The sequence below is a fragment of the Thioalkalivibrio sp. ALMg9 genome, assembly GCF_000380625.1.
In the GTDB taxonomy this organism is placed as follows: Bacteria; Pseudomonadota; Gammaproteobacteria; order Ectothiorhodospirales; family Ectothiorhodospiraceae; genus Thioalkalivibrio; species Thioalkalivibrio versutus.
In genome coordinates, this window is sequence record NZ_AQYC01000007.1 from 227,759 (window position 1) to 248,241 (window position 20,483).

Here is a 20,483-nt window from a genome sequence, read left to right on the forward strand (position 1 = left end):
TGTCCCAGGGAGAGAGGGGCAGTACATGAGATTTTGTTCCGAGAACAAGCCGGAGGCAGGCAAATGACTGACCACAAGAACGATGGTTCCGAGATGGACCGCAAGTCCGAAGAAGAAACCCGGGAGACCGAACAGCTGACCGAGACGGGCGCCGCCCGTCGCGGTTTCCTGGGTCGCCTGGGCAAGGGCGGTGCCGCCCTGGCCGTGATGGGTCTGGGCGCGGAAACCGCCATGCAGACCATGTTCCAGCGCAGCACCCTGTCCAGTGCCGTGGCCGCCGGCATCGAGGGCTTCCACGTGGATGGCAAGGTGGACGGCTTCATCTGGCTGAATGACCGCCCGATCAACGGTGAACTGCCGCCGCACCTGCTGCACGACGAAGTGACCCCGTTCCCCAATATGTTCATCCGCAACAACGGCGTTCCTCCGGAGAAGGCCGGGATCGACGCATCTGCATGGACCCTGACGGTCCACGGCGAAGCGGCGAACGAGGAGAAGTCCTACACCATCGCGGACCTCAAGGAGAAGTTCGAGCACCACACCCTGCAGATCTGGATCGAGTGTGGTGGCAACGGGCGTGCCGCGTTCGAGCCGTCCCCGCGCGGTAACCAGTGGGATCTCGGTGCGGTCGGCTGCCCGACCTGGACGGGTGTGCGTCTGCGCGACGTGCTGGAAGACGTCGGTTACGACGCCGACAAGGCCGAGTACATTGGCTTCAAGGCGGGTGACGCGCACCTGAGCGGCCGTGATGATCTGGATGCGCTGTCGCGTGGCTGCCCCATGCGCAAGGCCGTGGAAGACGAGACCCTCATTGTCTGGGCGATGAATGGTGAAGACATCCCGGAACAGCACGGCTATCCGCTGCGCCTGATCACTCCGGGCTTCCCGGGTTCCGCCAGCGGCAAGTGGCTGACCGAGATCCTCGTCCGTGATCGCGAGCATGACGGTCAGGGCATGACCGGCCACAGCTATCGCGTACCGCGTCATCCGGTGGAGCCGGGTGCCGACGTCCCGAACGAGGACATGGTCGTCCTCGAGGAAATGCCGGTGAAGTCCCTGATCACCTATCCGCAGACCGGTGCCGAGACCTCCGTTGGCAGTACGCTGAAGGTTGCGGGCAAGGCCTGGGATGGTCACGGCGATGTCGAGGAGCTTCATGTCTCGACCGACTTCGGGGTGACCTGGCAGAAGGCCGACCTGAAGCGTCCGGTGAACAAGTTCGCCTGGCAGACCTGGGAAGCGGATATCGAGTTCTCCGAACCCGGTTTCCATCAGGTGTGGGCCGTGGCCACCAACAGCAAGGGCGATCGTCAGCCGATGGTGCTGCCGGGCTGGAACCCGCGGGGCTACGGCAACAACAAGGCCCACCACATCGATGTCCGCGTCAAAGCGTAAGGAGCACCAATGAAGCCGAAGATGGTCCTGTTGTTGCCGGCCATCCTCGGCCTCCTCTGGGGGGCGCCTGCATTGTCGGGCGACCACGTCGAGGCTGCCGAGGAGTACAAGACCGACTCGGAAACCGGGCTGATCAAGGCCCCGGGATTCGATACGGTCAAGAACAATTGCACGGTATGTCACTCGGCCCGGTTGTTCACCAGCCGTGGGTACACGCGCAAGATCTGGCTGGAACAGATCCGCTGGATGCAGGACACCCAGGGGCTCTGGGAGTTCTCCCCCGAAGTGGAGGAGGAGATCCTGGATTACCTGGAAACCTTCTACCCACCGCGTTGATCGTGACACGGTGAAGACAAAACGCCCCGGGGTTTCCCGGGGCGTTTTTGTGTGTGTGCCCTGTGCAGGGCTGGGCGCCGTTGCCCTCGGCGGCCAGCCCCTCTAGCCGCGGCCTGCGTGCGTGATGGCCCAGCAACGATGGGGCGGGGGCGGGCGTCGGTAGTCCTCGTCCAGCGTCTCGCGCGTGATGTCGCGGGCCTCGAGTCCGGTCAGGGCCTCGTGGTCCAGCTCGAAGCGGCGGCGGTTGGTGGAGAAGTAGAGCACGCCATCCGGGGTGAGCAGGCGCGCGGCCAGGAGGATCAGGTGGGCATGGTCGCGCTGCACCTCGAAGTCGTCCTCGGTGCGCTTGGAGTTGGAGAAGGTGGGCGGGTCCAGGAAGATCCGCTCGAACACCATGCCGGGGGTGTCCGTGGCCCCTTCCAGCCAGTGGATCACGTCCTCGCGCAGCAGGGCGTGGGTGCCGGGCTGGCGCCGGCTGCGGCCATCGCGGATCTCGGCCTCCAGACCGTTGGCGCGGAAGTTGTCCTCGGCCCACTCCAGGTAGGTGTTGGACAGATCGACTGATACGGTCTGGCGTGCGCCGCCCACCGCGGCATGCACGCTGACCGCGGCGGTGTAGCAGAACAGATTCAGCAGGCGCAGGCCACGGCATTCCTGTTGCAGGCGCAGTCGCATCGGCCGGTGGTCCAGGAACAGCCCGCTGTCGAGGTAGGCATCCAGGTCGACCCACAGGCGGCAGCCGTGCTCGTGCACCGGAAACGGAGCGGGCTGGGCGGTCTCCGCGCGCTGGTACTGCGAGCGTCCCTTCTGTGCCCGGCGCTGCTTGTAATGCAGGTGGGCGGGCTCGACGCCGGTAACCTCCAGCATCGCGGCCAGTGCGCCGCGCAGACGCGCCTCGGCGCGTGCGGGATCGACGCTGGCGGGCGCGGCAAACTCCTGCACATGCAGGTGAACCGTGCCGTCCTCGGCCTCGTAGCGGTCGATCTGCAGGGGGTATTCGGCCAGATCCGTGTCGTAGATGCGATAGCAGGTGATCTCCTGGCGCCGCGCCCAGCGAGCCAGGTGACGCAGGTTCTTCTGCAGGCGGTTGGCGAAATCCGGCGCCGGGGCCGCGGCCGGCTCGTCGCGCCGATGGATCTCGAACTGCAGCAGGTGGCAGGCAAGGGTGCCGTTGTAGAAGCGGTGCTTGTGGCTGGCGCGCAGGCCCAGGCGTTGCGAGTCGGTGGTGTCCGCCACCAGCAGGGCGACATGCCAGCCGCCGAAGGCGCTGCGCAGGCGCTCGCCCAGCAGGCTGTAGAGCTTGATCAGTTCCGGGGTGTTGCCGATGCGCTCGCCGTAGGGCGGGTTGCTGACCAGCATGCCGTGGTCGGCCGGGGGCTCCAGGGTCAGGGCCTCGGCCTGCTCGAAGCGCGTGCAGTCGCGCACGCCGGCGGTCTGGGCCGCCTTGCGGGCGGCGGCCACCGCCCCCCGGTCGCGGTCGCTGCCCCGCAGCGGCGGGCCCTGCCAGGGGCGCACCGCGTCCCGCGCCTCGGCCACGCAGCGGTCCCAGAGCCCGGCATCGTGGCCGGACCAGCCGTGGGGGCGGAAACCCTCGCGCAGCAGGCCGGGGGCGGTACGGGTGGCCATCAGGGCGGCTTCGATCACCAGGGTGCCGCTGCCGCAGAAGGGGTCGAGGAACTGCGCGTCGGGATGGGTCTCCAGGTGTTCCGGCCAGCCGGCACGCATCAGCAGCGCGGCGGCGAGGTTCTCGCGTAGCGGGGCCTCGCCGCCGCTGCCGCGATAGCCGCGACGGTGCAGGCCACCGTTGCCGAGGTCCAGGCTGATCTGGGCCTGTCGGCCCTGCAGTTGCAGCAGCACGCGCACGTCCGGATCGGCGGCGTCCACGTCGGGGCGTTCGCCGGTGGCGTCGCGGAAGGCGTCGGCGATGCCATCCTTCACGCGCACCCCGGCGAAATGGGTATGCCCGATGTGCGAACTCTTGCCGGTCACATCCACCGCAAAGGTGGCGTCGAGCCCGAACAGGGCGGGCCAGTCCAGGGCCCGGCTGGCGACGTAGCAGGCATCGCCGTCGGGTTCGTCGAAGCGTACCAGCGGCAGCAGGATGCGGCTGGCCACGCGGCTGCCGAGCAGGCAGCGGTACAGCGTGGCGAGATCCGCGTGAAAGTGGATGCCGGCGCGGTCTTCGCGCAGGTCCAGGGCACCGAATCCCTCCAGCTCGCGAGCGACCAGCGGGGCGAGCCCGCCGGCGGCCGTGGCCAGATACTCGCGGTGGTCGGCCGTCGGGTCGAAGGGGGCAATCGGTTCGCCGGAGGGAGACTCGGTCATCGTGGGCTCGGGCTGGCTGGGAAGCCCGACATTCTGGCACAACCGGGTGCCGTGCCGGAGCGGGACTGGAGACTCGCGGCGTTCAGCGCAGCAGGCGCCGGCGGATCAGGTAGGTGGCCAGGATGATGGCGCTCCCGCCGTAGGCGGTAATCACGGCCAGGTGCGGCAGCCAGGCCGCGGGCCAGGTGCCGGTCATCAGCGGACGCACGATCTCCAGTACATGCGCCAGTGGCAGGGCCAGGGCCAGGCCCTGCACCCAGCCGGGCAGTTCGGTCAGCGGAAAGAACACCCCGGACAGCAGCAACATCGGCGTGACGGCCAGGGTGAAGTAGTAGAGGAAGAAGTCGTAGCTGCGCGCCAGGGCGGTGATGACCAGGGCCAGCGCGCCGAAGGTGAACGCGGCGAGGAAGATCACCGGCAGCGCGAGCAGGGCGCGGGCATCGGCCACCAGCCCCAGCACGCTGGCGACGATCAGGATGGTAATGGCGCTGATCAGGCCCTTGGTCGCGGCCCAGACGGCCTCGGCGAAGACGATGTCGTCCAGCGTGAGCGGGGTGGCCAGCATGCCCAGCCAGGTGTTCTGTTCCGCCATGCGGGTGTAGGCGGAATACATGCCCTCGAAGCTGGCGGTGAACATCGCGGAGGAGCAGATGATGCCCGAGGCGATGAACACCATGTAGCGCATGCCGTCGAGATCGCCCACCAGGCTGCCGAAGCCGTAGCCGAAGGCCAGCAGATACAGGATCGGTTCGCCGAAATTGCCCAGCATTGAGGGCACGATCAGCTTGCGCCAGACCAGAAGGTTGCGCCGCCAGACGGCGACGAAGCGCAGGCTGGGGCGGGGCAGGATGGGGTGGTCGCCGGACATGGGCTCAGTCCCTCAGCTCGTGGCCGGTGAGTTTCAGGAAGACGTCTTCCAGATCCGCCTCGCGCAGGGTGGGCTCGTGGCCGAGCGCGCGCAGGCGCTCGCGCAGCCGGTCCGGCTCGGCGGTGTAGACCAGCCAGGTGTCGGCGACCTGGTGGGCCCGGTCCTTCGGGCCCAGCTCGCGCTGCAGGACCTCGCCGGCGTCCGTGCCGCCAACGGTCAGGACCCAGGGCTCGATGTGTTCCGCGATCAGCCGGCTCGGGGCATCACAGGCGATGATGCGGCCGTGGTCGATGATCGCGATGCGGTCGCACAGTTCCTCGGCCTCTTCCATGTAGTGGGTGGTCAGCACGAGGGTGACGCCCGAGGCACGCAGCGCCCGAAGCTGGCGCCACAGATGATGCCGGGCCTGCGGGTCGAGACCGGTGGTGGGCTCGTCCAGCACCACCACCTCGGGTTCGTTGATCAGCGCACGGGCCAGGGTCAGGCGCCGCTTCATGCCGCCGGACAGGGCATTGATGCGCGCGCCGCGCTTGTCGTTCAGGTTGACCTGCGCCAGTAGCCGGTCGATGCGCGAATCCACCTCCGGCCCGGCCATTCCGAAATAGGCGGCGTAGGTGCGCATGTTCTCGATCACCGTGAAGTCGGGATCGAGGGTGTCGAACTGGGGCACGATGCCGAGGCGTTCGCGCACGGCGCGTTCGCCTTCCGGCATGGGCAGGCCCAGGACCTCGACCTGCCCGCCGTCGATCGGCGTCATGCCCAGCAGCATGCGCAGGGTGGTGGTCTTGCCAGCACCGTTGGGACCCAGCAGGCCGAAGAACTCGCCGGGGGCAATCTCCAGATCCACGCCGTCCACGACCGCAACGCCGTCGTACGCCTTGTACAGCTGCTGAATGCGGATGGCGGACACGGCGGGACTCGTGGCGGATGGAGAGTGCATACCATACCGATTCGCGGCGGCACCCCCAATGTCCCCCTGTGATGCCATGAAAAAGGCCCGGATCTCGCGATCCGGGCCGATCTTTCGGCACGTTTTCGGAATCTGTTAGGGCCGGCTGTAGGTATAGCCCTGGTGTTGCAGCCAGGAGATGTGCGCCACGCCGCTCGGGATTACGTCGTCTTCGGAGGCGTCGAAGAGTTCTTCGAGGGCGATATTGCGTCCGCGCAGGGTGTTCGCACAGACCTGGAACTCCACGTTCTGCATCTTTAGGTTCTCGATGCGGCCGCGCAGGTTCTCGTTGGTGTTGGCAGTTTGCAGCAGCCCGAGGCCGTCCCCGTGCATCACCACCTTGATCTCCATGTTGTCGGCGCCCACGGCGTTGATATGGTTCTGGATGTTGCCCATCGCGGCCATGTAGCGCCGCTCGTCGTCGTAGTTCACGTGGTAGATCACTTTGTGCGTGCCATAGTCGAAGTCGCTCGCGGCCGCCAGGCCGGGGATGCCGAGCACCATGGCGAGCAGGGCGGGAAGGAGCAGTTTCATTGCGTTCATTGCACAGGTTCCTCCTGAAACAACAACGAACCCGGGCGGGTTTGAGGTGCGCCACGGGGCCTTGCGCCGGGGTTGGCGCGCTGCGATCGGGGACTTCGCGGTGAAGGCGATCGACAGGTATGAGTAAGACGCATCAGCCATGCGCCTATTCCCGTCTGCAGCGCCACAAAAAGGGTCATGTGCCGTGTAGGGCGGGTTTACGAGAGGAGTCTAGTTGCACAAAGAAAAGGGCCCGGGAGACCCGGGCCCGAAGCGACGACCGGGAGATGGCGGTCGCCGGGTCCTTGCTGCAGGGGTATTACGGACGCACGTAGGTGTAGCCCTGCTGCTGCAGGTGCGACAGGTGGGCCACACCGCTCGGGATGATGTCGTCCTCGGACGCGTCGTAGAGATCGTTGGCGACATCGATGTTCCGGCCAACGACGGTGTTGTTGCACACCTGGAAGTCCACGTCCTGCATCTTCAGCTGATCGACGAAGGCCTTCAGGTCCTCGTTCGACTTGGCGTGCTGCAGCAGGCTGAGCCCGTTGCCGTGCATCACGACCTTGATGCTCATGCGGTCGGCGCCCACGGCGTTGATGTGGTTCTGGATGTTGCGCATCGCGCCGATCTGCCGCTGTTCGTTGTCGTGGTTCACGTGATAGACGACTTTCTGCTCGGAATAGTAGCTATCCGCGAGGGCGGTACCCGGCAGGGCGAATACGGCGGCGGCCATGGCCAGCGGAAGGATGAAGCGTTTGTTCATGATCGGGCTCCTGCGTTTGTTCCCGTGTTTTGTTTTCGATACGCCCGGGGCGTATGCCGCGTTGCAATCAGAGACCGGATCCAGGGCGGCGTCCATGCCTCTGGTGTCCGGTTATGGGTAAGACGGGAACCGTTGGCGATTATTCCGATCAAATGCAAGATAAGCATTTGATATAAAGTCGAAAATTAGAATATTAGAGTGAGCTTTATTGGTGCATTGCCCAGGTTGCATGCACGGCCAGGGTGAGCAGGACCAGGCCGCCGGCCAGTAGCGTGAGGGTGCCGGGGGCCTCGGCCAGGAACAGCCAGACCCAGAGGGTGCCGAACACCGCCTCCAGCACCAGGAACAGGGCTACCTCGCCGGCCGGCAAAAAGCGGGTCGACAGGGCGATCAGGGTCAGCGCCAGGGGGAGCTGGACGAGGCCCATGATCGCCAGGACTGCGAGGCTGTCGAGCCCGACCGCGAGTGGCGTCGCCAGCGGCCATGCGATCAGCGCGGCCAGCATCCCGCCCGCCGCGATCACGGCCAGCCGGTCCACTCGGGGCGCGCGGCGCAGCAGGGTCAGGTTGATGCCGACCACCAGGGCCGCCAGCAGCGCCAGGGCGTCGCCCAGCCAGCCCCCGGCCTCCAGCGAGCCGGCCAACACCACGGCAATCCCGCCGATACAGATCAGCATGGCGATCCAGGTCCGCAGTGGCACCCATTCGCGCAGCAGCAGTCCGGAGAACACGGCCGCGAACAGCGGCGAGGCCGCCAGGATGACCACCACGTTGGCGACCGTGGTGTGCAGGATGGCGAGTACGAACAGGATGGTGGTCGCCGCGAACCCGGCCGCGACCCAGCCGGCATCGCGCCCGCCCAGTCGCAGGTGGGTCCAGGCCCAGCGCCCGTCGAGGATCCGCAGCAGCAGGGTCAGGGCGAGGGCCATCAGCAACCCGCGCCAGAAGACGATATCCATGCCCTGGGTGTTGGCCAGGCGCACCAGCAGTCCGTCGAAGCTGAGCGCCATCACGCCGGTGAAGGCGAGCAGGGAGCCGTGCAGGTGTTCGCGTTGCATGATCCGGTTCACCCTCCATGTGCCGCGGGTTCGACGGGATTGCTGGGGAAACACGCAGCAATGTAACCACTCGCGTGGGTGCCCCAGGTTTTCCGAGACTAGGCGTGACGCGTGGCGGGTAGGGGTTCTACTCGCCCGTTCTCGATCTATTCGGGGCGCAACGCAGCACCGGGGAACCTGGGGCACCAACCCAAGGGCCTCGGCCGCCCGTTGTTGATGAAAACAGGCGCGCGAATGGCGTTGCGGGTCGCATATGCAGCTCGGCTACACTGCGCCCACCGCGCCTTGTTCGCACGCAGAAGCGACTCGAGCGCGCGTGGTTGCATTGCTCGGTGTTTCCCTTGTGCCCGATATTGTTCCAGGAGAGTCGCATGTCCGTATCCAGCCTGCCGCCCGAACTCCAGCCGATCGGGGCCATTGGCCTCGGCATCATGGGGGCGCCCATGACCCGCAACCTCCTCGCCGCCGGGGCCGACGTCCAGGTCTGGGCGCGCCGGCCGGAGACGGCGGAAGCACTCGCGCAGGATGGGGCGCAGCCATGCACGAGCCTCCCGGAGCTGGTTCGCGGCGTGAGGGTGCTGGTGCTGAATGTCTCCGATACGCCGGATGTCGAGGCGCTGATGCTGGGGCCGGACGGGGTCCTGGAGCACGCCCGCCCCGGCCTGATCGTGATCGATCACAGCACCATCGACCCGATGCGCACCCGCGCCATCGCCCGCGCGGCTGCCGAACGCGAGGTGACCTTCGTGGATGCCCCGGTTTCGGGCGGGGAGCCGGGCGCGCGGGCCGGGACGCTGAGCCTGATGGTGGGCGGGCCGGTCGATGTTGTCGAGAGGCTGCGACCGATCTTCGAAGTGGTGGGCTCCACCCTGACCCACGTGGGCGACAGCGGCGCGGGGCAGATCGCCAAGGCCTGCAACCAGCTGGTGGTGGGCGAGACCCTGGTCGCGGTGGGCGAGGCCTTTGCCCTGGCGGAGCAGTCCGGTGTCGACCCGGCGCGGGTGCGCGAGGCGCTGATGGGCGGGTTTGCCTCTTCGCGCATCCTCGAGGTGCACGGGCAGCGCCTGCTGGACGGCGACTTCGAGCCCGGGTTCCAGGTCGGCCTGTACCACAAGGATCTGGGGATTATCGCCGATCTGAGCCGCGACCTCGGGCTGGCGACGGAGGGGCTCACGCCTGTGCGCGAGGCCGTGGATGCGGCGCTCGAGGCCGGACAGGCGCGGCACGACGTGGCCATCCTGGCGCGATTCTGTGTGCGTGCCAGCGAACCGGCTGCCTGACGAGCTGCCCCGGCGCTTCAGAGCCCGAAGCGCCAGACCAGCCAGGCCAGCGAGAACCCGCCGAGGAAGACGAGGCCGGCCCAGGCCAGGCCACGCAGGCCGGGACCCGGTTTCGCGGCGGCCGGCACGTCCGGTGACATCACCGCGCGGAAGGTGAGCCAGGCGAGGATCGGAGCGGACAGGAACGACAGGGTGGTGGCGATGTCGACGAAGCGCGTGAACTGCTCGCCGGCCAGCCAGATCAGGGCCAGCGCTCCGGCCGCGACGATCAGCAGGGCGATGCGATAGCCCCACCAGTCCAGCCCGCGCTCGCCCCGGGGGGCGGGTTCCATGTCCTGCGCCTGGTGGCCGTTCTCTCGCAGGGTGCGGATGATCGCCATGATGACCCGCGGATAGGCGTCGGTGACCGCCAGGGTGGTGGAGAACATGGTGGTCAGTGCCGCGATGGCGATCAGGGATCGGCTCCACTCGCCCAGGCTGTGGGCGTAGAGATCCACCAGCTGCGCCGAAAAGGCGGCGGCCCCCGGGGCGAAACCGACGCCGGTGCCGTACATCAGCAATGCCCCCAGCAGCATGAATGCAAGCGCCAGCAGGGTCGCCCCGAGGTAGCCCAGGCGGAAGTCGAAGACCGCCTCGCGCACGCTGGGATGGTGCCCGGTCATGCGGGCGCGTTCCTGGGTCCAGACCGAGTGCCAGGCGGCGACATCCAGCGGGATCGGCATCCAGCCGAGCAAGGCCAGAACGAAGGCCAATCCGGCCAGGGTCCACAGGTTCGACCATTCCGGTGCGCCGGATAGGGCCTGCCAGTCCGGCGCTTCCTGAAAGGCGAGCGCGACGGCGACGACGGTGGAGATGCTCAGGGCAGCCATGATGACCTTCATGCCCAGGTCCAGGCCCTTGTAGGCCTCGATCATCAGGAACCCGATACAGGCGGCCAGGATCAGCGCGGACAGTGCGACCATCGACAGGTCCAGCCCGAACACCAGCGCGAACAGGCCTGCGGTGGTCAGCGTCACTACGGCCTGAATGATGAACAGCGTCCCCAGGGTGACGGCGATATAGAGTCCCAGGGCCCAGTTGCCAAGGCGGTGGTAGCCGGTGAGCAGGTTGTGTCCGGTGGCCGCGGCGTAGCGCGGGCCGAATTCCAGGAAGGGGTACTTGAACAGGCAGGCCAGCAGCACGATCGGGATCAGCAGCAGACCGTATTCGGCCCCGCCCCGGGTGGCCTGGACCAGATGCGAGACGCCCACCGCCGCTCCGGCCATCAGCAGGCCCGGTCCGATGGCGGCGCGCAGGGAGGCGCGGGTGGTAGCGGTCATGGGCCTGGGTCCGGGGGTAAGGGTGTGGGGGTACGGATTCTAGGGAAACACTGATCAATGTACACGTGCGTTTGGGTGTCCCATGTTCCCGATCCTGCCTCGGTTCTGATGGATGGACAGCGGATCGCAGGACGCCAAGGCCCGCACAGCGCGCCTTGTCTCGAGAAACTTGGGGATCAACGCGACTCATCAGCGTCGCCCAGGGAAGACGAGGGCGTGCCCTGACCGCGCCCGCCACGCTTCAGAGCGATAGCGGGACGCGACGGTAGACTTGCGGTGCGTTGGGGATATGGTCGCTGCTTGCGGGGAAGCGCTGGATCAACTTGTCGTAATAGCTGCGAATGTTCTGCACGTAGAGCACCGGCTCCCAGCCGCGGGCGTAGCCATAGCGGGTTTGCTCATGCCATTCGCGTTCCGCCAGGCGTGGCAGCCACTGCATTACGTCCAGCCAGCGATCCGGATCGTCGCCGTTGGCATCGGCCAGGCGCCGGGCGTCATGCAGGTGCCCCAGCCCCACGTTGTAGGCCGCCAGCGTCATCCAGGTGCGGTCCGGTTCCGGGATGCGTTCCGGTAGGCGCTCACGCAGGTCCAGCAGGTAGCGGGTGCCGCCGTCGACGCTGGATGCCGGATCGGTGCGGTCCTCGACGCCGAGGCCGGACGCGGTGTTCTGGGTCAGCATCATCAGCCCGCGCACCCCGGTGGGGGAGATGGCCTCCGCGTTCCAGTGAGACTCCTGGTAGGCCACCGCGGCGATGAAGCGCCAGTCCAGGCCGTATTCGGCGCCGGCGCGTTCGAACAGGCCGCGAAAGCGATCCAGCTGGTTATCCACGCGCCGGGCGAAGGTCAGGGCGTCCACCAGGTCGTGGGTCTCCAGATGGCCCAGGTAGCGGTCGATCATCAGTTCCAGGTCACGGTTCCCTCGCAGGCGGTCAATGTAGGCCTCCGCCGCGTCGATCAGGCTGCGGTCGAAGCCGGCCGGGAACAGCCAGGTGACGGCCACCCCGCGCTCGAATTCATAGGCGGTACGCAGATCGGGATGCAAGCGTTGCAGCCGGCCGAACTCCAGGGAGCTCATCAGGGCATAGTCGATTTGGCCCGCGGCCAATGCCTGGCGTTGCGCTTCGGCGGTCCCGATGGGTACCAGCTCGACCGGCGGGTCTCGCGGCTCGTACCCGAGGGTCTCGAACAGGCCCGGATTCGGGGTCTCGGACTCCGGATCCCCTGCCCGGACCGATACCTGTTGCCTCGCCGCGTCGGCGTGGGCCAGATGGGCCCGCAGGCGTTCCGGCAGCGGCGACTGTGCGGTGAGTCCGAGTCGGGTTCCGGCGGGCAGGCTGGCGAGGGCGGGCAGTGCAGCGGTGGATTCGTTGCCGCGCCAGAAGGCGAGAACCTGCTGGATGGCGAGGATCTCCGGACCGCGTTCGATCGTCGGTTCATCGGGGTCGACCAGCAGCCCGGCGGCCAGGTCCGCCCGGTGTTCGCGCAGGCGGCGGTGGGCCTCGGCGGCGGTCTCCACGCGGGTTACGCGAATGCGCGTGCCCAGTTCCTTCGCGAAGCCATGCAGCAGGGCCAGTTCCAGTTGGTCGTGGCCATTAGTGGCCGCCAGCTCCGAGCGCCCCAAAGGCGCTTCGACCAGCACTACCTGCAGTTCCTCGCGGAAGGTCAATTGCTGCAGGGCCGAGGGCGGCTGGAACCAGACCCGCAGGCCGATCATCACCAGCAATACGATGAACACGCCGAGCTCGATCTGGCGCCAGGTCGAACTCGGGGGGCGAAGGTGGAGGTGCGGGAACATGACCCGATGATACCCAATCGGCCGTGCAGGCAGTGCTAGCCGACGACCGGCGCAGGGCGAGATGGTGACCCTATCGCCAGTTCAGGACCAGGCCCTGGGCGCGGAGGATCTGCAGTGCGGGGTCGACACAGGTATCGATGAAGGCGGCCCGGCGTGGGTTGTCGCGCGCCAGACGGCGGTAGTGAGGGCCCGCGGGCAGGCCCGCGAGCTGGTAGATATCCGCCGTGGGGTAGTAGAAGGCGTGCACGAACTGGCGGAACACCCGCCGCATCAGCGGGCGATAGGCCGCCTTCTGCCAGGCCGGAAGGGTATCCAGGTAGCTTTCCAGCGTGTCGCGGGCATGTGCCATGTGGCGCGCTTCGTCGATCATGTGGGTGGAGACGACGTCATGCACCGTGGGGCTGATCTGGTCACGGCGCTGGTGGATCAGACGGTTCATCCGGTCCGGGACCTCCTCGCCGATCATCACCGCGATCCAGAAGATCGAGGACTCGAAGGGGGCAAAGCGGCCGACCAGGGTGGCGAGCCTTGGTTTCGGGAAGCGCCGTTCCGGCAGCTCCAGCCCGCTGCGGCGCATGAACTCGATGAACATCAGGCTGTGACCGGCCTCTTCGCGCAGCTCGTGCAGGCGGTAGTTCAGCCGGTCCAGGCGGCCGGTCGAGTGCATGGAGATGCGCGAGATGCGTTCCATGAACAGGCCTTCCAGCCACAGCGCGCCACTGATGAAATAGAGAAATTCGTACTGCGAGAGGCGCCGCTTCTGCTCGCCCGACAGCGCGGAATATTCGGGCGTGCCGAACAGCGAGATGGCCTCTTCCGGGATCCAGTAGTCCTCCGAAGACAGCGCATCCCAGCGAACCCGCATGAGCGGATCCTGGTACGGCGAGCTGTTGCGGCTCAAATGATCGAGCAGCTCCTGGGAGGAATTCATCGTTGGCGTGCCGGGACCCATGCGGATAACGCCCGGAATCATACCGACTCTGGCGCTCCGGACCAACGCCAACCCGTTGCAATCTGCGGTTGCTCCCCCATGATGGAGCCCATGGACAAGAATCTGCGGTACCGAATCAATTTTCTGAACAACGGAAAAACGTACGAGCTGTACGCCCGTGACGTTTACCAGGACGAGCTTTACGGTTTCGTCACCATCGAGGGCCTGCTGTTCGGCGAGCGCACGCAGGTGGTGGTGGACCCCTCGGAGGAGCGCTTGCGCACCGAGTTCGAGGGTGTGGAGCGCTTCCATGTGCCGATGCATGCGTTGATCCGGATCGACGAGGTCACGGCAGTGGGTACCCCGCGCATTCACGATGCGGGAACTGCCGGGGGCAATGTGCACGCTTTTCCCGGTCTGCCGGGCAAGGGCGGTTCCTGATCCCGCAAGCTGCTGTTTTTCGTCCCCTCCATTGCGCCGCTGCCGCGCCTGGTTTAGGATTCCGCGCTTCGTGACCGTCCAGCGGTTGCGGAAAACGGAGAGGTGGCCGAGCGGTCGAAGGCGCACGCCTGGAAAGTGTGTATACGGTAACCCCGTATCGAGGGTTCGAATCCCTCCCTCTCCGCCAGATTCAAGCAAAGGGGCCAGGTTGGCCCCTTTTGCATTTCCAGCCCCTGGCGTATCGGGATTCGAACCCTCGATCGATCAAGATGGATGATGGTTCGACGGGTGCCGTGCAGCGGTACCTTTCGCATCTGCGGCCTCGGGGATCCTGCTTGTCCGTGGGTGGCTGGGTCCTGGTTCGTCCTCCGGTGTTTACGGTGCCTTCGGTCCGCCGCCTGCCTTGTTGTGGCTGGCCCCGGTTCGTCGTTGGGTGTTTACGTGCCTTCGTCCGGCCGCCTGCCAGGCGCTGTCTCGCCAGCGCGCCGCGAGGTACTTTCTTGCTTGCCCAAGAAAGTACCCAAAGAAGGGCCCCCGGATTTCGCCCCGGAACCTTGCTCCAGGGCCCTCGGGCCGGCGGCGCTGAACTCGCTGCGCCTTCGGCTCCGCTCAGACATCCAGCGCCTTCTTCCGGCCCGAGGACCCTTCCGCAAGGGGCTCCATACGGGAGGGGAAGGTCAAAACCAACGGTACCCCGTAGGGTGCGGTTGAGCGCAGCGAAACGCACCGTTCCCCACGCCGTGCGACACCCTGATGCGATTCGCTACGCTCATCGGCATCCTACGCTCCCCGGCGCCCGCTACACGGGCGCGGCACGCAACGGCCAAAGGCCGAGCGTGCCGAAGATGTCCGAAAGCCTAGCCATCATCCACTGGCAAGAACGCCGGGATCGCCGTTGTTTGGACCTGCCTCCCCGTTGTCGTCGCGCCGAGTGGAGAGGCTTTTCGCGGGATTCAAGGCGCTGGATGTCTGAGCGGAGCCGAAGGCGTAGCGAGTTCAGCGCCGCCCGCGAAAAGCCTCGGAGCGAGGGAAACCCCGGCCCGCGCAGCGGGCCGGGGTCGCGGCAGTCGGGCGTGTTTCTTGGTTACTTCTTTGCACGAGCAAAGAAGTAACTCGGGGCGCGCTGGCGAGTCAGCGCATGGCAGGTGGCGGACCGAAAGTACGGAAACACAGAGGACGAACCGGGGCCAGCCTGACCGGGCAGGCGGCTGGATGGAGGCACGTAAACACTGGCGACGAACCAGGGCCAGCCACCGCAGGTGCAGGTGCAGGCGAAAGCGATCGGGGCTCGAAAAATGGCCGTCCAGTGCCCGGGGGCTAGCTGCGGGGCTTGAAGCCGGGTGGGTGGCGGGCGATCCAAGCGATAAAATCCTGTACCACTGGTTCGGCGAGGAGCGCCTCGCGGGTGTTCAGGCGTTCCGCCAGGGTTTGTTCGTCGAAGTGTTTGTGGATGTGGTCATGGCAGGGGCGGCAGACCCACAGGATGCGGGCCGCGCGCTCGGCGCGGCTGAATCGCCGGCGGATGCGCTTGCGCCGGTGCTGCTTGCGCGGGATCAGGTGGTGGCGGGTCAGCGCGTCCATCTTGCGGCCACACAGTTCGCAGGCGGCCGCGGGTCCCGGTTCAGGCTCGCCGGATCCGATCACGGCATCTGCAGGCGGCAGCGCGGCGGCGGCCGGGTGATGGCGTAATCGGGTTCGGCCAGGTCCATGAGGCAGGGCGCACCCTCCGGATCAATGATGCGCGTGGCGATGGCACGGATCGCGTCTTCACGCGGGCCCGTCTCGCGGACCTGGCGGCTGGTGATGGGTTGCCAGTCGCCGTCGCGTTCCTCGGCGATCTCGAAGCCGAAGGGGAAGTAGCCGGGTGCGCCGAGGCGCAGGTCGGTGACGACCAGCCGGTCGGGGGCGTCGGTGTGCTCGGCCCGGTGGAAGCGCAGCAAGTCGCCGGCGAACCATTGCAGACGCTGGCCGTCCTCCAGGGCCAGGGCCTCGTCCTGCAGGTGCGCGCCGCGCTCGAAGGCCTCGAAGTCCGGCCGGATCGGCTGGTCGAGGATGCCCACCCATGCCTCCAGGAATTGGTCATCATCCACGACGGTGATGCGCCACAGCAGGAGGTTGAACGGGGTAGGCTGCACCATGCGGGGCTGGTCCTGCAGGTCCATCGCGATGAGGGTGGGCTGGATGCGGTGGTCGATCCAGGCCTTCAGCGCCAGGCCCGAGCCCGCATAGGCGGTGGACAGGACCAGCCCGGCCACCAGCAGCCTGGGGGCGAAGCGGTAGAACAGCGCGCCGATCGCGGCGACCAGCAGGGGCAGGGTGTAGAGCGGGTCGATCACGAAGATCGAGGCTGTCCCCACAGGTCCGGCGAAGGGCCACAGGAGTTGGGTGCCGTAGGTGGTGAGCGCATCCAGCAGCACATGCGTGGACAGCACCAGGAACAGGAACCACCACCAGCGTCCGAAGCCGATATCGCGGGTGGCCGGAATGCGTGCGAGCAGGCCCGCTACGCCCGTCGCGACCAGCAGATGGACCAGCAGGGAGTGGCTGAAGCCGCGGTGATGGATGAAATCGGAGACGTCGTCCCCGTAGGCTATAAGCACGTCCAGGTCCGGGACGATGGCCACGGTGGCGCCCAGCAGGATGGCCTTGCGGCCCAGGCGTGATCCGAGGGTCAGGCCGCCGACAACGGCGCCCAGGCTGGCTTGGGTGACGGGATCCATGCGGGAGCATTTCCTTTTAGGTGACGCGCTTGCGACTGGCGCGCGGCGCCCGAGTTCACGTGATCAAACCAGAGCGGCAAACATGACTCAAGCCGGAACCGACAACCAATGGCAGTTCTGGGTGGATCGCGGCGGCACCTTCACCGACCTGGTCGCACGCGACCCGGAAGGCCGCCTGCATACCCGCAAGCTGCTGTCGGACAACCCGCAGGCGTATGCCGACGCCGCGGTGCAGGGCGTCCGCGACCTCCTCGGGCTGGCCGCCGGCGCCGCGATACCCGCCGGGGTGATCCACGAGCTGCGCATGGGCACCACGGTGGCGACCAACGCGCTACTGGAGCGCAAGGGCGAGCCGACCCTGCTGGTGATTACCGCGGGGTTGGAGGACGCACTGGCGATCGGGCACCAGGCGCGGCCGGAGCTGTTTGCGCGCGTCATCCGCCTGCCACAGCCGATCTATGCGCAGGTGGTCGCGGTGCGCGAGCGGTTGAACGCGGCCGGGGAGGTGCTGCAGCCAGTGGATCTCGAGGACCTACGGCCGCGTCTGCAGGCGGCGCTGGACGACGGTATTCGCGCGGTGGCGATCGTCTGCATCCACGGCTATCGCTATCCGGCGCATGAGCAGGCCATCGCGGCGCTCGCGCGGGAGATGGGCTTTGCCGAGGTGGCGACCAGCCACGCGACCAGCCCGCTGATCAAGCTGGTGCCGCGTGGCGAGACCACGGTGGTGGATGCCTACCTGTCGCCCGTGCTGCGCCGCTATGTCGATCAGGTGGCCGGCGAACTGGGGGATGTGCCGCTGCGCTTCATGCAGTCGCATGGCGGGCTGGTGGACGCGGTACATTTTCGCGGCCGTGACGCGATCCTGTCGGGGCCGGCCGGCGGCATCGTCGGTGCGCTGAAGACCGCCGCGCCGCTCGGCTTCGAGCGCCTGATCACCTTCGATATGGGCGGGACCTCCACCGACGTCGCACACCTGGCGGGCGAGCTGGAACGCCGCCAGGAGAGCGAGGTGGCGGGTGCGCGTCTGCGCGTGCCGATGCTGGATATCCATACCGTGGCCGCTGGCGGTGGGTCGGTCTGCCGCTTCGACGGCATCCGCCTGCGGGTCGGGCCGGAGTCCGCCGGGGCGCAGCCCGGTCCGGCCTGTTACGGCCAGGGTGGGCCGTTGACGGTGACCGATTGCAATGTGCTGCTGGGGCGCTTGCGACCGGAGTATTTCCCGGCCGTGTTCGGCCCCGAGCGCGACCGTCCGCTGGACCCGGAGCCGGTCCGGAAGCAGTTCGATGAGCTGGCGGTTCAGGTCATGTCGATGACGGCTGAACGGGTGACGCCGGAGGGGCTGGCCGAGGGGTTGTTGCAGATCGCGGTGGAGCACATGGCCCAGGCGATCAAGACCATCTCGGTGCAGCGGGGCCATGACGTGTCGCGCTATGCCCTGGTCTGCTTTGGCGGGGCGGGTGGGCAGCATGCCTGCCGGGTCGCGGAGCAATTGGGCATGCGCCACATCCTGTTCCATCCGCTGGGGGGCGTGCTGTCCGCCTACGGGATGGGGCTGGGGGAACTGCGGGCTCTGCGCGAGCGCAGCCTGGAGTGGCCCCTGGACGAGGAGCATGTCGCAGCGATCGAGGCCGCGCTGGACGATCAGGCCACGGCGGCGGCCGCGGCCCTGGCGGAACAGGGGGTGGAACCTGGGGGCATGCGCATCGAGCGGCGGTTGCATCTGCGGCTAGCCGGCTCGGATACGGCGCTGGAGGTCCCGGCCGGCCCCACTCATTCTCTGATGGAGGCCTTCGCTGCGGCTTATCGCGGGCGCTACGGCTTCGCCCCGCCGGATCGCGAGCTGGTGGTGGCGGTCGCAGCGGGCGAGGCCATCGCCACCGGGACCGAGTTGCCGCCGGACCGGGTACCGGAAACGCTGGTCGAGCGTCCCGCACCGGAGGCGGATACGGTCGCAATGGTCGTGGCGGGCGAGATGCGCGACGTACCCCTGTACCGGCGCGAGGCCCTGGGCCCCGGGATGACGCTGGCAGGGCCGGCACTGGTGATCGAGGCCACCGCCACGCTGGTGCTGGAGCCGGGCTGGCGGGGTCGCATCGAGCACGAGGGCACGTTGCGCCTGGAGCGCGAGGTGGGCGCCGGTCGGCGGGGGGCAGCCGAGACAGCCGAGACCACCGATGCGGACGCGATCCCGCGCGACCCCATCCTGCTGGAGGTCTTCAATAATCGCTTCATGGCGATCGCCGACCAGATGGGGTTCACCCTGCGCAATACCGCCCATTCGGTGAACATCAAGGAGCGCCTGGATTTCTCCTGTGCGCTGTTCGATGCCAGCGGGAACCTGGTCGCCAATGCTCCGCACATGCCGGTGCATCTGGGCTCGATGGGCGCCAGCGTGCGCGCGGTGGTCGCGGCGGCGGATGGAGATATACGTCCCGGAGACGCCTGGGTGCTGAACGATCCCTACAACGGCGGCACTCATCTGCCGGACATTACCGTGGTCACACCGGTCTTCGTGGGCCCCGGGGATGCAGTGACGGAGGATCCGCAGGCCGGGATCGCGCAACCGGCGTTTTTCGTGGCCTCGCGCGGCCACCATGCCGATGTCGGCGGCATTACGCCGGGCTCGATGCCGGCCTTCTCCCGTCGGCTGGAAGAAGAGGGCGTGCTGATCCCACCGACCCTTCTTGTGCGCGATGGGCGCTTCGCGACCGGGGAGATGCGGACGCTACTGGGATCGGGCGAGTGGCCGGCACGCAACCCGGAGCAGAATCTGGCCGATCTGGAGGCCCAGGTGGCGGCCAACCGCAAGGGGCTCGAAGAGCTGGGCCGGCTGCTGGACGAATATGGTGCGGCCACGGTGGCGGCCTACATGCGGCATGTGCAGGACAACGCCACCGAGGCGGTACAACGGCTGATCGCGGGCCTGGAGGGTGGCACGTTCACCTATGCGCTGGACAACGGGGCCGAGATCCGGGTGGCCGTGGCCCCCGATCCGGGAGCGCGCCGCCTGCGGATCGATTTCGCGGGGACCTCGCCGGCCCGCGAGGACAACTTCAACGCCCCGGGCTCCATCGTCCGTGCGGCGGTGCTGTACGTGCTGCGCACGCTGCTGGAGGACGAGATTCCCCTGAACGATGGCTGCCTGGCGCCGGTGGATCTGGCGATCCCGGGGGGGTGCCTGCTGAACCCGGCCCCACCCGCTGCCGTGGTGGCGGGTAACGTCGAGACCTCGCAGGTGGTGACCGACGCGCTGTTCGGCGCCCTCGGCGTGCAGGCCGCGGCCCAGGGCACGATGAACAACCTGACTTTCGGCGATGCCGAGCGGCAGTACTACGAGACCATTGCCGGTGGCGCCGGGGCCGGACCCGGCTATGACGGGGCCAGCGCCGTACAGACGCACATGACCAATTCGCGCCTGACCGATCCCGAGGTGCTGGAGAGTCGTTTCCCGGTGCGGGTGGAGCAGTTCGGCTATCGCCGGGGCTCCGGTGGCCGGGGGCAGCGCCGGGGTGGCGACGGTGTGATCCGGCGGCTGGGTTTCGATGCGGCGATGGAGGTGGTGTTACTGGCCAATCGGCGTCGCGTGCCCCCGTTCGGGCTGGAGGGTGGCGAGCCGGGGGCGCTGGGCGAGGATGCCATCCTGCGCGCGGATGGCACGCGCGAGTCGATGGCCGGCTGTGATCGCCAGTCGGTGGCGCCGGGGGATGCGGTGGAGATCCGGACTCCGGGCGGCGGCGGCTACGGGCGCGTCAGGGATTAGGCCCCCCCCCGCAGCA

The 20,483-nt window shown here is 67.5% G+C and carries 16 protein-coding genes, 1 tRNA gene and 1 pseudogene; 6 read left to right on the top strand and 12 right to left on the bottom strand.

Going from position 1 to position 20,483, the window contains the following annotated elements; all coding sequences use genetic code 11:
* Positions 1–63: 63 nt before the first annotated feature.
* Positions 64–1,395 (top strand): sulfite oxidase, encoded by a 1,332-nt coding sequence (locus tag F792_RS0104635; protein WP_018168565.1) that lies wholly within the window; start codon positions 64–66, stop codon positions 1,393–1,395.
* A gap of 9 nt (positions 1,396–1,404) precedes the next feature.
* Complete coding sequence (locus F792_RS0104640; protein WP_018168566.1) at positions 1,405–1,731, top strand: hypothetical protein; 327 nt, start codon at positions 1,405–1,407, stop codon at positions 1,729–1,731.
* Between the two features lie 102 nt (positions 1,732–1,833).
* Here the strand turns inward: F792_RS0104640 and rlmKL are convergent, their stop codons facing one another.
* The 6 genes from rlmKL to F792_RS0104675 form a co-directional block, all read right to left on the bottom strand.
* A complete protein-coding gene (rlmKL, locus tag F792_RS0104645; protein WP_018168567.1) occupies positions 1,834–4,056 on the bottom strand; it encodes a bifunctional 23S rRNA (guanine(2069)-N(7))-methyltransferase RlmK/23S rRNA (guanine(2445)-N(2))-methyltransferase RlmL in 2,223 nt (740 codons plus the stop codon).
* 82 nt (positions 4,057–4,138) lie between these two features.
* The gene (locus F792_RS0104650; RefSeq protein ID WP_018168568.1) at positions 4,139–4,924 is read right to left on the bottom strand and encodes an ABC transporter permease; all 786 of its coding nucleotides are present in this window, start codon (positions 4,922–4,924) and stop codon (positions 4,139–4,141) included.
* Between the two features lie 4 nt (positions 4,925–4,928).
* A complete protein-coding gene (locus F792_RS0104655) occupies positions 4,929–5,834 on the bottom strand; it encodes an ABC transporter ATP-binding protein (protein ID WP_018168569.1) in 906 nt (301 codons plus the stop codon).
* A gap of 135 nt (positions 5,835–5,969) precedes the next feature.
* Entirely contained in the window at positions 5,970–6,416 is a 447-nt protein-coding gene (locus F792_RS0104660) for a DsrE family protein (RefSeq protein WP_018168570.1), read from the bottom strand.
* A 298-nt stretch (positions 6,417–6,714) separates the two neighbouring features.
* Positions 6,715–7,161: a DsrE family protein gene (locus F792_RS0104665; RefSeq protein WP_018168571.1), complete on the bottom strand. Its 447-nt coding sequence runs from the start codon at positions 7,159–7,161 to the stop codon at positions 6,715–6,717.
* Between the two features lie 205 nt (positions 7,162–7,366).
* Positions 7,367–8,218, bottom strand: a complete 852-nt coding sequence (locus F792_RS0104675; RefSeq protein ID WP_018168573.1) for a DMT family transporter — start codon at positions 8,216–8,218, stop codon at positions 7,367–7,369.
* Positions 8,219–8,589: 371 nt separating this feature from the next.
* Here F792_RS0104675 and F792_RS0104680 point away from each other — a divergent pair, with 371 nt between their 5' ends.
* Positions 8,590–9,498, top strand: coding sequence for an NAD(P)-dependent oxidoreductase (locus tag F792_RS0104680; protein WP_018168574.1), 909 nt, complete (start codon positions 8,590–8,592; stop codon positions 9,496–9,498).
* Positions 9,499–9,515: 17 nt separating this feature from the next.
* Here the strand turns inward: F792_RS0104680 and F792_RS0104685 are convergent, their stop codons facing one another.
* The 3 genes from F792_RS0104685 to F792_RS0104695 form a co-directional block, all read right to left on the bottom strand.
* Positions 9,516–10,817: an NRAMP family divalent metal transporter gene (locus F792_RS0104685; RefSeq protein ID WP_018168575.1), complete on the bottom strand. Its 1,302-nt coding sequence runs from the start codon at positions 10,815–10,817 to the stop codon at positions 9,516–9,518.
* A 241-nt stretch (positions 10,818–11,058) separates the two neighbouring features.
* Positions 11,059–12,612: a membrane-bound lytic murein transglycosylase MltF gene (gene mltF / locus F792_RS0104690; RefSeq protein WP_018168576.1), complete on the bottom strand. Its 1,554-nt coding sequence runs from the start codon at positions 12,610–12,612 to the stop codon at positions 11,059–11,061.
* A gap of 70 nt (positions 12,613–12,682) precedes the next feature.
* Positions 12,683–13,543, bottom strand: coding sequence for a diiron oxygenase (locus F792_RS0104695; RefSeq protein WP_018168577.1), 861 nt, complete (start codon positions 13,541–13,543; stop codon positions 12,683–12,685).
* A 111-nt stretch (positions 13,544–13,654) separates the two neighbouring features.
* Between F792_RS0104695 and F792_RS0104700 the strand changes: the two genes are divergently transcribed.
* Positions 13,655–13,984 (top strand): DUF1820 family protein, encoded by a 330-nt coding sequence (locus F792_RS0104700; protein ID WP_018144371.1) that lies wholly within the window; start codon positions 13,655–13,657, stop codon positions 13,982–13,984.
* Positions 13,985–14,080: 96 nt separating this feature from the next.
* A tRNA-Ser gene (locus tag F792_RS0104705) sits at positions 14,081–14,171 on the top strand.
* Positions 14,172–14,593: 422 nt separating this feature from the next.
* On the opposite strand, the pseudogene F792_RS15075 reads toward F792_RS0104705, so the two are convergent.
* From F792_RS15075 to F792_RS0104715, 3 genes and pseudogenes are all read right to left on the bottom strand, one after another.
* Positions 14,594–14,852: pseudogene (locus F792_RS15075) on the bottom strand (hypothetical protein).
* Between the two features lie 449 nt (positions 14,853–15,301).
* Entirely contained in the window at positions 15,302–15,628 is a 327-nt protein-coding gene (locus F792_RS0104710; RefSeq protein ID WP_018168578.1) for a hypothetical protein, read from the bottom strand.
* Positions 15,625–16,704 carry a metal-dependent hydrolase gene (locus tag F792_RS0104715; RefSeq protein WP_018168579.1) on the bottom strand — a complete coding sequence of 360 codons (1,080 nt, stop codon included), beginning with the start codon at positions 16,702–16,704 and terminating at the stop codon, positions 15,625–15,627. Before F792_RS0104715 ends, F792_RS0104710 begins: the two co-directional genes overlap by 4 nt.
* An 82-nt stretch (positions 16,705–16,786) precedes the next feature.
* On the opposite strand from F792_RS0104715, the gene F792_RS0104720 reads away from it, so the two are divergent.
* Positions 16,787–20,467 carry a hydantoinase B/oxoprolinase family protein gene (locus tag F792_RS0104720; protein WP_018168580.1) on the top strand — a complete coding sequence of 1,227 codons (3,681 nt, stop codon included), beginning with the start codon at positions 16,787–16,789 and terminating at the stop codon, positions 20,465–20,467.
* Positions 20,468–20,483 lie beyond the last annotated feature (16 nt).

Excerpts from the sequence above, each read along its gene's own strand:
- F792_RS0104635 (WP_018168565.1), top strand. The coding sequence starts at position 64 with ATGACTGACCACAAGAACGATGGTTCCGAGATGGACCGCAAGTCCGAA.
- F792_RS0104640 (WP_018168566.1), top strand. The coding sequence starts at position 1,405 with ATGAAGCCGAAGATGGTCCTGTTGTTGCCGGCCATCCTCGGCCTCCTC.
- rlmKL (WP_018168567.1), bottom strand. The coding sequence starts at position 4,056 with ATGACCGAGTCTCCCTCCGGCGAACCGATTGCCCCCTTCGACCCGACG.
- F792_RS0104650 (WP_018168568.1), bottom strand. The coding sequence starts at position 4,924 with ATGTCCGGCGACCACCCCATCCTGCCCCGCCCCAGCCTGCGCTTCGTC.
- F792_RS0104660 (WP_018168570.1), bottom strand. The coding sequence starts at position 6,416 with ATGAACGCAATGAAACTGCTCCTTCCCGCCCTGCTCGCCATGGTGCTC.
- F792_RS0104665 (WP_018168571.1), bottom strand. The coding sequence starts at position 7,161 with ATGAACAAACGCTTCATCCTTCCGCTGGCCATGGCCGCCGCCGTATTC.
- F792_RS0104675 (WP_018168573.1), bottom strand. The coding sequence starts at position 8,218 with ATGCAACGCGAACACCTGCACGGCTCCCTGCTCGCCTTCACCGGCGTG.
- F792_RS0104680 (WP_018168574.1), top strand. The coding sequence starts at position 8,590 with ATGTCCGTATCCAGCCTGCCGCCCGAACTCCAGCCGATCGGGGCCATT.
- F792_RS0104685 (WP_018168575.1), bottom strand. The coding sequence starts at position 10,817 with ATGACCGCTACCACCCGCGCCTCCCTGCGCGCCGCCATCGGACCGGGC.
- mltF (WP_018168576.1), bottom strand. The coding sequence starts at position 12,612 with ATGTTCCCGCACCTCCACCTTCGCCCCCCGAGTTCGACCTGGCGCCAG.
- F792_RS0104695 (WP_018168577.1), bottom strand. The coding sequence starts at position 13,543 with ATGAATTCCTCCCAGGAGCTGCTCGATCATTTGAGCCGCAACAGCTCG.
- F792_RS0104700 (WP_018144371.1), top strand. The coding sequence starts at position 13,655 with ATGGACAAGAATCTGCGGTACCGAATCAATTTTCTGAACAACGGAAAA.
- F792_RS0104715 (WP_018168579.1), bottom strand. The coding sequence starts at position 16,704 with ATGGATCCCGTCACCCAAGCCAGCCTGGGCGCCGTTGTCGGCGGCCTG.
- F792_RS0104720 (WP_018168580.1), top strand. The coding sequence starts at position 16,787 with ATGACTCAAGCCGGAACCGACAACCAATGGCAGTTCTGGGTGGATCGC.